Raw genomic sequence first — 13802 nt, forward strand, 5'->3', positions numbered from 1 at the left:
GCGTTGCCGTATCGGTGAAGGGCGAAACGCCCCTGAGGCTGACTAGAACTCCTGCCAGTCTTCCTCCTTGACCGCGAGATTGCCCTCGGTGCGCGGCATGGCGCGCGCGGGCTTCGCCGCCGCTTTCGGGGCGGCCGGCTTCTCAGCCGCCACCGCCACGGGCTTTGCCGGTTCGGCACGCTTGGCCGGTTGCGCCGGTGCAGCACCTTCGGCGAGCCTGAAGAAGGCGACGCGCTCTTTCATCGCGGCGGCCTGCTGTTCCAGTGTCTTTGCCGTCGCGGCATTTTCCTCGACCAGCGCCGAGTTCTGCTGCGTCATCTCGTCGATCTGGGTCAGAGCCTTGTTGACCTGATCGAGGCCAGTCGCCTGCTCGGCGGAGGCGGTGGCAATGTCGGCGACGATGTCGGCCACGCTCTTGACCGACTCCATGATCTCGCTCAGCGAATTGCCGGCGCTGTTGACCAGGCTGACGCCTTCCTTGACCTCGGTATTGGAGTTGGTGATGAGGTCCTTGATGTCCTTGGCGGCTTGCGACGAACGCTGCGCAAGGCTGCGGACTTCGGACGCCACCACGGCGAAGCCGCGGCCGGCGTCGCCGGCGCGGGCCGCCTCGACGGCGGCGTTGAGCGCCAGCAGGTTGGTCTGCCGGGCGATCTCGTCGATCACGCCGATGATGTCGGCGATCTTGGCGGACGACTCCTCGATCCGCGACATCGCCTGCATCGCGCTCGCCGCGACCTTGCCGCCCTGTTCGGCGGCCGTCCGCGTGCCCATCGTCAGTTCGTTGGCGTGGCGGGCGTTCTCGGCGTTCTTCTTCACCGTCGCCGACATTTCCTCCATCGAGGCCGCGGTCTCTTCGAGGCCGGCGGCCTGTTCCTCGGTGCGCTGCGACAGATCGACGGTGCTGGTCGACACCTCGGAGGAGGCGTTGCTCACTTCCGTCACCGCCGCGTTGATGTCGGCGACGATCGACGCGAGCTGCTCCGCCGTGCCGTTGGCGTTGGACTTCAGCTCGTGGAAGATGCCGTGATATTCCGCGGCGATGCGGCGGGTGAGGTCGCCGTTCGCCAGCGCGTCCATCATCTGCGTCAGGTCGGCCATCACCTTCTCGACATTGGCGCCCATGCGGTTGAGCGATTCCGCGAGGTCGAGGACGATGCCGGCCTTGCCGTCGAGCGCGATGCGGCGGCTGAAATCGCCGTTGGTCGCGGCGTTCACCGTGTCGTTCACTTCGGCGGCGAAGCCGCTCATCATCGCGGCGGCGGCGGCCTCGCGCTCGGCGGTCTTGCGTTGCTCCTCGGCCTGCTTGCCCATTTCGCTGGCGAGCCGTTCCTGCTCGGCCAGCGCCTTGCGGTCGCGCTCGGCGGCGGCGCGGTCGCGCTCGTTCGCCTCGGCCTGCTTGCGGGCGTTCTCCGCGAGATTGTCGCGCAGCGTGAGCGCGGCATTGGCCATGACGCCGATCTCGTCCTTGCGGTGGGTCGCCGGCACGTCGACGTCGTTGTTGCCGGTGGCGATCTCCGAGAGGACCTTGGTGACCTTGAGGATCGGGCCGATCACGCCCCGGCTGACGGCGACGATGCCGCCGATCAGGATCAGGAGCAGCACGCCGAGCGCGGCGGCCATCTCGATGCCGGTGCTCTTGATGTTGGCGGTGGCGTCGGTTTCGATCGCGGTGCCCAGCGCGCTCGCCTGCTTGACGATTTTGTCGATCACGGCGCGATGCGCGGCATAGGCCTTCGACACCGTGGCATAGGCCTCATCGGCGGTCGCCTTGTCGCCCTTCATGAGAGCCGGCAGCAGATCCTTCTCGAGCGCGTTCCAGAACGCCTCGACCTGCGCGTGCGACTCCTCGGTCAGCATCGTGACCAGGTCTTTCGGCAAGTCCGATTTCTGCCAATAGGCACGGCGGGTGTTGTAGTCCTTGTGCAGGTCCGTGATTTTCTGCCGCAATTCGGCGGGAGGCCCGGACCAGGACGCATGGGCGAGCGTCGCTTCGAGATAAGCCTCGATGACATAAGCCGGCGGCGGCATGATGTCGGCGAGAAGGTCCTTGGTCATGATGACCTTCTCGTAATCGCTGCCGCCGACACCGACGATGCGAAATTGATAGGCGCCGAACGCGGCGACGGCGACAATTCCCAGGGAAACGACGACGGCCAGTGCATTGATGGCCGTGCGCACCTTGATATGCATTTGGAGATCTCCGGAGAGAGCTGGCTGAAAGAGTCGGTCGTGTGGCAGTTCGTAAGCCGAGGGTGTGGCGCCCCGGCTGGCAGGCTGTACCCGGACAATTTCGATAATTATGATTAATAAACTGTCTCTGTGAGCCAATTGACCATCGGCCGGGTTCGAGCATCGGCTGCCGGCGCGCCGTCGCAGGCGCGCGGCCACAGGCGCGCGGTCATGGGCCTCGGCTATGATCGGCCAATGGCCGACACCCGGCTTTCCGGCCAACCACGGAGGTTGCGATGGAGCGGCGGTTTTCGAGGAGAGGGACCGGCTGCGGCGCGCGGTTGCGGGCCGCTTCCCCCGCCGTCGTGTTTGCCGTGGCGCTCGCAGCCGCGACGCCGGCGCTGGCGCCGGCCCAAAGCGTATCGGGCGACGCGCTTGCCTGGACCGAGCGGCCATTCAATCCGCCGGTCGGCAGCCGCTGGCTGATCCGGTCCCGCACCGACACCCGCGAAACCGGCAGCGACGGCCGCAACAAGACGCAGACGATCGAGACGCGCTCCGAGTTCACGGTCGCGGAAAAGCTGCCGCAGGGCTTTCGCGTCGTCTACGTCAACCGCGAGATCAGGATGAGCGGCAGCCCGGTCGCCGACGTAATGAACCACGCCTTTGCCGCGGTAAAGGATATCGAGATGCGCGCGGAGACCGACGCGGCCGGCAAGCTGGTGTCGATCGAGAATCTCGACGAGGTCAAGACCGCGATGCGCACGGTGACGGCGCGCACCGCGCAGGCGTTCGAAAAAAATCCGCGCGTCGCCGCCGCGGTCAAGGAGATGATGGGACAGATGCTGGTGCTCAACGGCCGCGAAGCCGCCGTGACCTATATGGAGGAACTGCCGCTGCTGGCGGCGGCGCATAACACGGGCCTCAAGCCGGGCGTCGAACGGCGCGACGAGGATACGACGCCCAATCCGTTCGGCGCGCCGATCAAATCCGTGCTGATCAAGCGATTGGTCGGCTGGGACGACGCCGCCGGAAAGACCAAGGTGGTGCAGCGACGCGAGATGGACAAGGAAGGCATGCGCAAGGCGACGCTGGCGCTGGTGGACAAGTTTCTGTCGGCCGCCGGCAAGCCGCCAGCAGCCGACGTCTCCGCGATGATGAGGACGATCACGTTCAACATCGATTCCGAGACGGTCTTCAACGTGGAAGGCGGCATGACGCGCTCGCTCGAGGACCGTTCCTCGCTGTCGGTCACGCTGCCCGGCGCGTCGCTGTCCAAGCACGACACCAAGGTGATGACGGTGACGCCGCTCAAATAGCCGGCCGGAGGGCTGCCCGGCGCGCTCTGGCGTTCATGCCGCCGCGCCATACATAAGGGCATCCCAACAAGGCAGGTTTCCATGCTGGCGCCGATCCGATCCCCTTGGCTCGCCCCTGTTCTCGACACCGAACCGTCCGAAGCGCGCGACGCGCGGCCCCTTGGAGCGCCGGCGAACGACGACGTGCTGCTCGACGCCTATTCGCAGGCGGTGACGTCGGTGGCCGACGCGGTTGGTCCGGCGGTGATGCGGGTCGATACCCGCGCGCGCAGCGGCGGCGCGGGCCGTGGCGGCACCGGCTCCGGCGTCGTCATCGCGCCGGACGGGCTGGTGCTGACCAACGCGCATGTCGTCAACGGCGCGCGCGAGGTGCGGCTGACCGACACCGAAGGCCGCACCACCGAGGCGCGGCTCCTGGGGATCGATCCAGACACCGACCTCGCGCTGCTGCGGGCGGATGCCGCGCGCAGCCTCGCTTTCGCACCGCTTGGCGATTCCAAATCGCTGCGGCGCGGGCAGCTTGCGATCGCGATCGGCAACCCGCTCGGCTTCGAATCGACGGTGACGGCGGGCGTGATCTCCGCGCTCGGCCGCTCCTTGCGCGCGACCACGGGGCGGATGATCGAGGACGTGATCCAGACCGACGCGGCCCTGAACCCCGGCAATTCCGGCGGACCGCTGGTGTCGTCGCGCGGCGAGGTGATCGGCATCAACACCGCGGTCATCATGGGCGCGCAGGGCATCTGCTTTGCGGTCGCCGCCAACACGGCGAACCATGTTGTGAGCGAGATCATCCTGCACGGCCGGGTGCGGCGCGGCTTCATCGGCGTCGCGGCGCAGACCGTGCCGGTGCCGCGCCGTCACGCGGTGGCGGCCGGCATCGGCAATGCGCGCGGCGCGATGCTGACACAGGTGGAGCAGGGTGGTCCGGCGAGCGAGGCCGGGCTGATGATGCACGATCTGGTCGTCAAGCTCGACGGCGAACCGGTCACCGGCGTCGACGATCTGGTGCGTTTGCTCGACCGCAACCGCATCGGCAAACCCGTGACCGTCGATGTGTTGCGGCTCGGCCGGCCGCGGAGTTTTACCGTGACGCCGAAGGAGCGCGCGGCAGCGAAATAACGGCGAACCCAAAAATAAAACGCCGGCGGAGCGATCCGCCGGCGTCTCGTGGTTTCAGAGGCCACGCCGCGGCCGGGAACGGCTCGGTATAGCTGTCGCCGTCGCGGCCAAAATAGACCGCCTTGCGGCCGCCGAAGAACACGCTGTAGCGGGCGCAGCCGGCGCGCATGATGCGGCGGAGAAATTCGGCATAGCCGATCTCCCCGCGCTGGATTGCCTTCACCGTCGCCTCGACCGTGGCGGCATCGAAACGCGCGGCGATGGCCGGTTTGTCCGTGAGCGGCATCGGCTTGTCGAGGGTTTCCGCGTCGGCATCATAGTAAGTCTTGCGCAGCGCGATCAGGTCTGCAGTGTAGGCGGCGACGCCGGCGCCGGCGAGACGTTGCACGACGACGGGAAAGGGCGTGTCGCCGAAGCTTGCCTGCATGCAGTCGGCAATGGTGGCGGGGTTCATGGCGCGTTACTCACACGGTTAGTCGCGGTCATCGAGTGCTGCGATCAGCCGGCGCAGACCGCGATGAAGCGCGCCGATGTCGGTATTGCCGAGCCGTTTCGTCAGCACGGCATGGGATTTCGTGGCGGCTTTGGTGATGTCCGCGAGCGCCGCCTGGCCTCGCTTGTTGAGGACAAGAAACGGCGAGCCTCGGTGGTCGGGATTCGCCTCGAAGCTCGCCCAGTTTTCCGCGACCAGCAGGTCCGCGATGCGCTGCACGTTCTGCCGCGTGACGCCGAGCCGGCGCGCGATCTGCGGCACCGTGCGCGGGTCGGCCGAGGCCGCACTCATCACCTGCCAGCGCGCCTGCGTCTGCCCGACCGCGCGGGCAATCGTCTCGCCCTGATCGCGGAAGCGGCCGGCGAGCTCATAGATATCCGCCACGATCAGCGGAACGAGGTTCTGACCGGTTTTGTCGCTCGCATTCATGGTTATAGATTGTCATATAGACAATATATTGTCAATATAGATCCGCGGTCGAATGAAGCGCGCGCGATTTTGGGGGATAGGGCGGGGAAGGCGGCTTAAGCCGCCTTCTTCCAAAGCTGCTTCGAGGCCATTGCGGCGCCTTCGGCGAGCGCGGCGAGCTTCATCCAGACGATCCTGGTATCGACCTGGACGCGGCCGGCAAAGGTGCCGAAGCCGCAATCGACGCCGCCCATCACGTTCTCGCGGCCGACGGCGCTCGCGAAGTTCAGCAGGCGGTCGCAGACGACTTCCGGATGCTCGATGGTGTTGTGGGTGGAGTCGATCACGCCGGGGATGATGAACTTGCCGTCCGGCAGCTTGATGTCCTTCCAGATCTTCCACTCGTGCTCGTGGCGGGCGTTCGCCGCCGGGAACGACACGGCCATCGGCTTGGCGGTGAGCACGATGTCGATGATGTCCTTCAGCGGCACGTCGGTGTGGCGCGGCGCCATCGTCGAGCCCCAGCACAGGTGCATGCGCATGCGGTCGGCTGGGATGTCCTTCACCGCCTCGTTGAGCGCGGCGACGTTGACCGCAATGATCTTGCGGAATTCCTCGATGCTCTTGTCGAGATAGACGGTGTGGCGAAGCATCGCGAGGTCGGGACAGTCGAGCTGGAGGATCAGTCCGGCGTCGACGATCGCCTTGTATTCGCGCTTCATCACGTCGGCGAGCGTGAAGACGTATTCCTCCTCGGTCTTGTAATAGGCGTTCGACAGATAGCGCGCGACCTGACCGGGCGAGGGCGAGGTCATGAAGAATTCCTCGGCCAGATTCCCGGATATGGCGCCCTTCATCGTGTCGCGCGCGAGATCGATGTCGGCCTGTGCGGCCGGGAAATCCTTCCATGTCACCGGCCCGGAGCATTTCGGCCGGTGCTGAAACGGCGAGGCGAAGAACGACAGCATCTGCGACAGTTCGGGAAACTCCGGCTCGCTGACGCCCCGGGTCGGCGAATTGTCGCCCTCGAAACCGGTGAGGCGGTCGAGCACATGCACGGTGTAATCGGTGCGGCCCTGCTCGCCGTCATTGATGACGTCGATGCCGGCTTCAATCTGTTTGGCGACGACATGCTTGACCGCGTCGCGCGTCGCGGCAGTCAGCGCGGCCTTGTGCCGGCCGGGCTCCTTCTGCTCGGCGATCATCGCATCGACGACGGGCTTCGGGCGCGGCAAGCTGCCGGTGTGGGTGGTGAGGATGCGATCGGTGCTGCGCTTCATGCGTTCGGCTCGTTGGTGCGGATTGCCGGCGCGGTGCGCGCGGCCTCGCAGCATTATGGGATCGGGCTTGCGCCGGGAAAAGACTGCGGATTTTGCCCTGCGAAAATCCGGCGCGAATATTGGGCGGTGGGACGCCGGCCCGTCATGCGCGGCCGGCGGCCTTACAGCGCGCGGACGCGGCGCAACAGCCAATAGGTCAAAGCCGGCGCTACGATGACGACGACGAGCGCCCACCATGTCCCGTGGTCGCTCAGCTGGAACGGCATGTCCTTGGTGTTCATGCCGAAGAACCCGGTCACCAGCGTCGCGGGCAGCAGGCACACCGACAGGATCGAGAGGGTAAAGAGCCGCCGGTTGGTGAGGTCGGTCGTCCGCGCCGCGAGTTCGTCGATCAGCAGGCGGGCGCGGTCGTGCAAGGCGTTGACTTCGCTGTCGATGGCGTCGAGCTTCTGTGCGAGATTACGCACGGCATGCGCGACCGGCGCGTTGTCGGCGGCCAGCCGCGGCTCGAGCCGGTGGAACACCGCGCGCAACTGCGCCAGCTGCCGGTGTACGCGCACCGACTGGAGGCGGACGCGGCCGATCCGGCTGCGGTCTTCGGAGGGCTCGTCGCGCAGGATGTGATCCTCGATGACGTCGAGCTCGTCACCGAGCTTCTCCGCCATGCGGCCGACCGCGTCGGCGAACTGGTCGACGATGGCGTCGAGCAGCGACAGCGCGGTGGGGAACCGTTTGCCCGCTTCGATGGCGCGGCGGTTGGTCTCGACCGAGTGCGCGGGCTTCTGCCGCGCCGTGATCATCAGACGCCCGGTCATCACGAAACGGATGGCGATGATGTCGTCGCTGTGGTCGGCGAATTCCTGATGCAGATCCGGCATGACGCCGAGTATCTCGTCGCCGAGAATGTCGAGCCGCAGGTGGCGGTCGGGTCCGGACAGCAGCTCGCGGGCCGCTTCCGACACCGGCGCGTGTTGCGCGATCCAGGCGCGGCAGCGCGTGTCGGCGAGCGCGAGATGCACCCATATCCAGCCGGCCTGGAACGAGGCGAGCGCGGCGCCGACGTCGTCGTCGGGAATGAGGGCGGCGTGGCCGTCGGGATCGAAACGATAGGCCCAGACGATGCCGGTCGGCGGATGGGCATCCGCCAGACCGGCGGCCGATGGGATGGCAGTCATGACGCGCTCCTCTCGCAAGCTTTCCTGCGAGAGGGACGCTGTCACATGACAGGCTGATGACAGCCGGTCGTCGCTCCGCTCAGCCGCGGGCGTATTTGCCGCGGCCGAAGTAGCGGTCCTTGGCGTCGTCGGTCGCGCTGTCGCGCACCGACTTCACGGTCGGAACGTACTCGATCATCTTCTTGGCGGCGGGACGCTGGGTGATTTCCTCGACCCAGCGCTTCACGTTGGGACGCTGATCGATGGTGACGCCCTGGAATTCCCAGCCGCGCAGCCACGGATAGGCGGCGATGTCGGCAATGGTGTATTCGTCGCCGGCGACGTATTTGTTGTCCGCCAACCGCTTGTCATAGAGATCGAACAGGCGGTTGACCTGGGTGCGGTAGCGCGACTGGCCGTATTCGCTGCCGGCCGGTGCGAAGCGCGAGAAGTGCACGTTCTGCCCGAACATCGGCCCGACATTCGCCATCTGCACCATCACCCACTGGATGCAATCGAAATGCTTGCGCTTGTCCGCGGGCAGGAACTTGCCGGCCTTGTCGGCGAGATACATCAGGATCGCGCCGGACTCGATGACGGTGTAGGGCTTGCCGCCGGGGCCGTCGTTGTCGACGATCGCCGGGATCTTCTGGTTCGGATTGATCTTGGTGAATTCGGGCGTGAACTGCTCGCCCTTCCACACATCGACGAATTTGAGATTGTAGGGAAGCTGGCACTCTTCCAGCATCAGGAACACCTTGAGGGCGTTCGGGCTGGTCAGCGTATAAAAATCGATCATGGCTTGCCTCGGGACTGGAACACCGCATTCGGCGGCGGCTTCGTCTATAGACGAAACGGGCGCGGAAATCCTGCCCATCGCGGTGATTTGAATGTTGCCGCCGGGGTTATCGCGTCGGCGCAGCGGCGTGGAGACGCGACGCCAGATAAACGGCGAATAAAGGCGGGATCAGCGCGGCGCCGGGGATGTGCAACTGGCCGAGGCCGACCTGCAACAGCGGCAGCCAGTAGACGAGGCGCACCAGCCATTGCCCACGGGTGTCGAGCGTTCCGGCGGCAAGCAGCGCGACGGCGGCCGTGCACAAGGCGAGCGTGTCGTAGGACAGCATGTAGGGCACCGCGGCGACCGAGCAGGCGAGGAACAGCGCGGCGGTCTCGCGCCCGCCGGCGCCGCGCCGCGCGAAGCCCAGCCAGCAGACCAGCGCGACGGCGGCGGCGGTAAAGACGAGTTGCACCGCCATCGCCGCCGCATAAGGCAGGTCGAGGCCGCGCAGGTTCATGAAGATCGTCGGGTAATAGGGCGTTGCGATGCGCTGCGGGTCCGACAGCACGATGTTCTGGACGGCCAAGCCCTGCGTGACGAAGGCAAGCCAGACATCGAACCCGAACAGCGCGGCGGTGATGCCGGCGAGCGCGAGCGTCGTCACGGCGGCTGACGCGAACACCGTCCAGCGCGCCGACGCGACGAGAAAGAACGGAAACAGCACGCCGAGCTGCGGCTTGAGCGTGAGCAGGCCGATCAGCACGCCGGCGGCGGCGGGCCTGCGATCGAGCCACGCGAAAATGCCGAGCAGCATCGCGGCGGTGATGAGTGAGCTCTGCCCGGAGATCACGCAGAAGATCACCGCAGGCGACAGCGCGACAGCGGCGAAAGCGGTGGTGTCGTCGAGTTGCCGCCGCGCGACGGCGAGGAAGAGAGCGAGGCCGGCGAGCGTCCACAGGCCGAGCGCGGGAAGATAGCCGATGAGGCCGAACGGCGCGGCGATCGGCATGACGCTCGGCGGGTAAGACCAGTTCTGACCCGGATAGCCGGCGCCGAGCAGCGCGGCGAGTTCGCGCTGATAGAGCGTGACGTCGTACCAGCGGCCCGGTTCGGGCAGCCAGGCGGCGCGGCCATACATCCAGAAATTCAGGAAGTCGCGGCCGACCACGAGCGTCGAGCCGTCGCGCGGAATCGCGTGGTTCCACTGCACGGCATGGAGATAGGCGGCGGCGGTGGCGGCAAGCGCGAAGCCGCCGAGCACGGCGAGCGCGCGCAGCGCCTCGCGGCTTGGCTTGAGTGTCGCGGTGTCGGTTGCGGAGGCCATCGCCGCGTCCGATTTGACGCGACAAGCGTTGCGATTGGGTTACGGAGCGGCCGCGTTTGCCGGCCGCCGGCCGGCCAGGGTGCGCAGACAGGCCGGACACAGGCAACCGGCCGCGGCGGCGTCGGGCATCGGCAGGCGAAAATCTTCGTCCATGCACCAGCAGGCGCCCGCCGGTGCGCAGCCGAAGACGGTGCCGCAGCGGGGGCACGCGATAGGTGGTGCTGCGCCGGCGTCGGTCATCGGTGCCGCGCGATTACCGCAAATGCTTACCGGGCGACCAGCCCGACTTGGCCAGGTGCTTTTCGCCGAAGGCGATCGGGTCTTCCTCGAGCGGGGTCGCCATCGTGTCGTTCCAGCGGTTCATGAAGCCGAACATGGCGCAGACCGCAACGATTTCGACGATCTGGCTCTCGCTCCAATGCTTCTTGAGTTCGGTGAACATCTCCTCGCTGACGGCATTGGGCACGTTGGACGCGGCAATGGCGACATCGAGCGCGGCGCGCTCGGCAGGCGAGAACAGCGGATTGGTCTGATACTCCCACACCGCCTCGATCTTCTGATCCTCGACGCCGAGCTTGTGCGCGCCCTCGGCGGTGTGCGCCATGCAGTACTGGCAGCCGGCGGCGCGGCTCGACACGTGCGAGATCAGGCGCTTGAGACCGAGCGGCACTTCGCTGTCGGGATCCCAGATCGCAGCCGACATCGCGGCATAAGCTTCGACGAGCTTGGGCTTGCGCTGCATGATGAGAATACTGTTCGGGACAAAACCCATGCGTTTGCGGGTCGCTTCGAATTTGTCCTTCAGTGCTGGTGTGTGTTCGGGCGGCAGCGGCGCAAGCCGCGGCGCCGGTCGTGCGCGTTGATCCATGATCGGTCTCCCTATTGCGGTGAGGAAACCGCACGCCGCGGCGCGGCGCAACCCGCCGCCGTTCACAACGTCGTTTGAATTTCGCTGATTGAAATCGCAGCCGCTGCGGCGGAGGGCTACGGCGAATCGCCGGCGCCGATATAGCCGACGATTTTCCAGTCATTGCCGTCCTTGATGTAGCAGATCTGGTCGTTGCCGAGCGGGGCGAGCGTGTCGGCCTGGACGTAGCCGGTCTTGCCGGACGGCGTCGCGACTTTCACGGCCGCCGCGACGGCGGCGGCGGGAGTGTCGTCGGCCAGCACGCGGACGAAATGCATGCCGAGTTTTTCGACCGGCGGCGATGTGGTCGCGGCCGCGGCGCGCACTTCGACGCCGGGATCGACCGGGTAACCCCATTCGAAGATGTCGGTCTTGGTCGCATCGAGCATTTCGCCGAACGCCTTGTGGTCGAAGGTCGGGTCGCCGGGTGCGCAAACCGCATCCTTGCGGTTTGGCGCGGCGGAGACGGTCGCGTCGTCCGCGAAGGTCGCGATCATGTCCCAGCCGGCCGCTTCCTTGTTGCCGAGTGCGAGCGCCGTATAGAGGTTGTCGATACCGGACTTCTTCTTGTCGGCGCCGTCGCCGTTCTCGCGCTCCCAGAAAAAGTTCTTGCCGACGGTGAGCTTCGCCATCGCGGCGCGGTCCCGTTTGCGCGCGGCGGCGGCGAGCTTACTGCGGAAGGATTCGAAGGCCGGATCCTTGAACGCTTCCGGCATCGACAGCATCACCGGCTTGTAGGGCGCGACCGGCGCGACTTGCTGCTGCTGTGCCGGGGCTTGCTGTTGGGCTTGTTGCTGGGCTTGCGCCGCGACCGGCCCGTATCCGGCCAAAGTCAGCAGCAGAACGCCACCCATCAAGCTGCGCATCGTCGCCTCCCGAAATCCAGAACGCCGCATGGTCCGCGGCAAAACTAGCACAATGTCAGCCGGGGAATGGGGCCACGGTGAGGCGTCAACAAGAACGCGATGAAACGCGGCAAGGAACTGCGCGAGGAAACATGGCAAAGCGCAACCCTGACAGGCAGCCTGACACAATGGCGGATTAGCGCGCGCAGACGGCCACGGCTACCATGCGCCGCGATTCCGGAGGCGTCGCCTCCATACCTCAGGCCGATCCATGCCCGCCATTCTTCCCGGTTTTCTCGCCTCGCCCTACGTCACGCCGATCCTGCTGCTGCTGTGCTCGAACGTCTTCATGACCGCGGCCTGGTACTGGCATTTGCGGTTCAAGGCGGTGCCGCTGTTCGCGGTCATTCTCATCAGCTGGGGGTTGGCGTTTTTCGAGTACTGCATGGCAGTGCCCGCCAACCGCTACGGCAGCGCGGTCTACAACGCCGCGCAGTTGAAGACGATGCAGGAGGTCATCACCTTCATCGTGTTTGCGGCTTTCTCGTATCTCTACCTGAAGGAACCGATCACGCTGAGCCAGGGCTTCGGCTTCGCGCTGATCGCGCTCGGCGCGTTCTTCGTGTTCCACAAATGGTAGAGCTTACGGCGTGCGGCTCCGGCCGGTGTCGGGGCGCGTCATGTGCCACAGCGCGACGACAACCGGCACGCCGAGCAGCGCCCAGCCTGCCGCGTCATAAAGGTCGTCGCCGACCAGCGCGATCACCAGCCCGGCGGTGCTGACGACGCCGAGCAGCAGAGGCACCCCGAAGATTTCCTTGAGCGTCCGCCGCCGGCTCCTGGTCGGCTGCGTCATGTGGCGGCCGCCTCTGCTTGCGCCACCCGCAGGGCGGCGCGGGTGCGCCGCCGCCGCACCACCCACAGATAGACGCCGCTGCCGAGCACCACGATGGTGGCGATATCGAGCAGCGCCCAGACGATCTTGAGCGGCATGCCGCCGTAATCGCCGAAATGCAGCGGCTGCGACAACAGCAGCGTGGTGACGTACCACGGCAAGGCGCGGGTGTCGGTGAAGGAGCCGTCGCGGGCGTCGACCAGCACAGGCTGCAACAGCCGCGAGGTGACCGGCGTGTTGCCGTGCAGGAAGATCGCGTAATGGGTCCGGCTGGTGAAGGCCGTGCCGGGATAAGCGATGAACAGCGGCGTCATGTGCGGCAGCTTCGCCCGCGCGGTGTCGGTCGCCTGTTGCACCGACACCATGCGGGCCGGGATCGGCTGATCCTTGAACGGGCCGACCATTTCGGTGAGCTGGTCGAACTGCCAGAGCTTCAGGACGAGATCGGCCCAGGTGTTGATGACACCGGTGAAGCCGACTACCACCGCCCAGACGATGGTGACCGCGCCGAGCAGATTGTGCAGGTCGAGCCAGCGGATCAGCCGCGTGCGTTTCGTTCGCACGGTGCCGAAGTCGAGCTTGCGCATCGACGGCGCGTACAGCACCACGCCGGAGACGATCGCCGCGCAGAACAGGATGCCCATCAGGCCGAGAAACAGCTTGCCGGGCAGGCCGGCGAACATGTCGGTGTGCAGCTTCAGCATGATGTACATGAAGCCGCTCTCGAAGTCCGGCGTATCGAGATAGGCAGCGGTGTGGGCGTCGACACGAACAAATTTATTCTGGTCGGAAGGCCCATCCTGCTTTTCGGCGACGCTCAGGAAAATGACGTTCGGGTCGTCGCGGTCCCAGATCAGGAAGTGCAGGAACTTGCCCGGCGCCCTGGCCATGCCGTTGGCGACCACCTTGTCGAGGTCCGCCTTCGGCGTGCCCTCCGCCACCGTCGCCGCCGGCACATGGTCGCTCAACAGGTCGTCCAGCTCATGATGGAAGATGAGCGGCAGCCCGGTCACGCACAGCAGCAGCAGGAAGACGGTACACACCAGGCTCGACCAGGTGTGCACCCATGACCAGCGGCGAAGGGCTTTGGCTGTCATTTTTC

At 66.2% G+C, this 13802-nt stretch carries 15 protein-coding genes; 3 read left to right on the plus strand and 12 right to left on the minus strand.

From position 1 onward, the window contains the following. Nucleotides 1-42 precede the first annotated feature (42 nt). On the minus strand, nucleotides 43-2193 hold the full coding sequence (locus AB7F10_RS14120; RefSeq protein ID WP_428561986.1) for a methyl-accepting chemotaxis protein: 2151 nt from the start codon (nucleotides 2191-2193) through the stop codon (nucleotides 43-45). A gap of 353 nt (nucleotides 2194-2546) precedes the next feature. Between AB7F10_RS14120 and AB7F10_RS14125 the strand changes: the two genes are divergently transcribed. Continuing rightward, nucleotides 2547-3491: a hypothetical protein gene (locus tag AB7F10_RS14125; protein WP_428561984.1), complete on the plus strand. Its 945-nt coding sequence runs from the start codon at nucleotides 2547-2549 to the stop codon at nucleotides 3489-3491. 81 nt (nucleotides 3492-3572) lie between these two features. Then, a complete protein-coding gene (locus AB7F10_RS14130; RefSeq protein ID WP_428561982.1) occupies nucleotides 3573-4613 on the plus strand; it encodes a S1C family serine protease in 1041 nt (346 codons plus the stop codon). On the opposite strand, the gene AB7F10_RS14135 is transcribed toward AB7F10_RS14130, so the two are convergent. The 9 genes from AB7F10_RS14135 to AB7F10_RS14175 all read right to left on the minus strand — a co-directional run bounded on the left by AB7F10_RS14135 (nucleotide 4576) and on the right by AB7F10_RS14175 (nucleotide 11826). Continuing rightward, on the minus strand, nucleotides 4576-5067 hold the full coding sequence (locus tag AB7F10_RS14135) for a DUF1398 domain-containing protein (RefSeq protein ID WP_428561980.1): 492 nt from the start codon (nucleotides 5065-5067) through the stop codon (nucleotides 4576-4578). The two genes, AB7F10_RS14130 and AB7F10_RS14135, sit on opposite strands and share 38 nt — an antisense overlap. An 18-nt stretch (nucleotides 5068-5085) precedes the next feature. Beyond that, complete coding sequence (locus tag AB7F10_RS14140) at nucleotides 5086-5535, minus strand: MarR family winged helix-turn-helix transcriptional regulator (RefSeq protein WP_428561978.1); 450 nt, start codon at nucleotides 5533-5535, stop codon at nucleotides 5086-5088. 95 nt (nucleotides 5536-5630) lie between these two features. Next, complete coding sequence (locus tag AB7F10_RS14145) at nucleotides 5631-6794, minus strand: cobalamin-independent methionine synthase II family protein (protein WP_428561976.1); 1164 nt, start codon at nucleotides 6792-6794, stop codon at nucleotides 5631-5633. Nucleotides 6795-6955: 161 nt separating this feature from the next. Further along, nucleotides 6956-7969 carry a CorA family divalent cation transporter gene (locus tag AB7F10_RS14150; protein ID WP_428561974.1) on the minus strand — a complete coding sequence of 338 codons (1014 nt, stop codon included), beginning with the start codon at nucleotides 7967-7969 and terminating at the stop codon, nucleotides 6956-6958. Between the two features lie 79 nt (nucleotides 7970-8048). Continuing rightward, on the minus strand, nucleotides 8049-8747 hold the full coding sequence (locus AB7F10_RS14155; RefSeq protein WP_428561972.1) for a glutathione S-transferase family protein: 699 nt from the start codon (nucleotides 8745-8747) through the stop codon (nucleotides 8049-8051). A 106-nt stretch (nucleotides 8748-8853) separates the two neighbouring features. Further along, nucleotides 8854-10053, minus strand: coding sequence for a glycosyltransferase family 87 protein (locus tag AB7F10_RS14160; protein ID WP_428561970.1), 1200 nt, complete (start codon nucleotides 10051-10053; stop codon nucleotides 8854-8856). 39 nt (nucleotides 10054-10092) lie between these two features. After that, nucleotides 10093-10293: a cysteine-rich CWC family protein gene (locus tag AB7F10_RS14165; RefSeq protein WP_428561968.1), complete on the minus strand. Its 201-nt coding sequence runs from the start codon at nucleotides 10291-10293 to the stop codon at nucleotides 10093-10095. Between the two features lie 13 nt (nucleotides 10294-10306). Further along, nucleotides 10307-10921: a carboxymuconolactone decarboxylase family protein gene (locus tag AB7F10_RS14170; protein ID WP_428561966.1), complete on the minus strand. Its 615-nt coding sequence runs from the start codon at nucleotides 10919-10921 to the stop codon at nucleotides 10307-10309. Between the two features lie 116 nt (nucleotides 10922-11037). Further along, on the minus strand, nucleotides 11038-11826 hold the full coding sequence (locus AB7F10_RS14175) for a hypothetical protein (RefSeq protein ID WP_428561964.1): 789 nt from the start codon (nucleotides 11824-11826) through the stop codon (nucleotides 11038-11040). Between the two features lie 250 nt (nucleotides 11827-12076). On the opposite strand from AB7F10_RS14175, the gene AB7F10_RS14180 reads away from it, so the two are divergent. Next, the gene (locus tag AB7F10_RS14180; RefSeq protein WP_428561962.1) at nucleotides 12077-12445 is read left to right on the plus strand and encodes a DMT family protein; all 369 of its coding nucleotides are present in this window, start codon (nucleotides 12077-12079) and stop codon (nucleotides 12443-12445) included. Nucleotides 12446-12448: 3 nt separating this feature from the next. On the opposite strand, the gene AB7F10_RS14185 is transcribed toward AB7F10_RS14180, so the two are convergent. Beyond that, nucleotides 12449-12661, minus strand: coding sequence for a hypothetical protein (locus AB7F10_RS14185; RefSeq protein ID WP_428561960.1), 213 nt, complete (start codon nucleotides 12659-12661; stop codon nucleotides 12449-12451). Continuing rightward, nucleotides 12658-13797 (minus strand): PepSY-associated TM helix domain-containing protein, encoded by a 1140-nt coding sequence (locus AB7F10_RS14190; RefSeq protein WP_428561958.1) that lies wholly within the window; start codon nucleotides 13795-13797, stop codon nucleotides 12658-12660. Before AB7F10_RS14190 ends, AB7F10_RS14185 begins: the two co-directional genes overlap by 4 nt. Between the last annotated feature and the right edge of the window lie 5 nt (nucleotides 13798-13802).

It is taken from the genome of Pseudolabrys sp., from assembly GCF_050250095.1.
Classification (GTDB): Bacteria; Pseudomonadota; Alphaproteobacteria; order Rhizobiales; family Xanthobacteraceae; genus Pseudolabrys.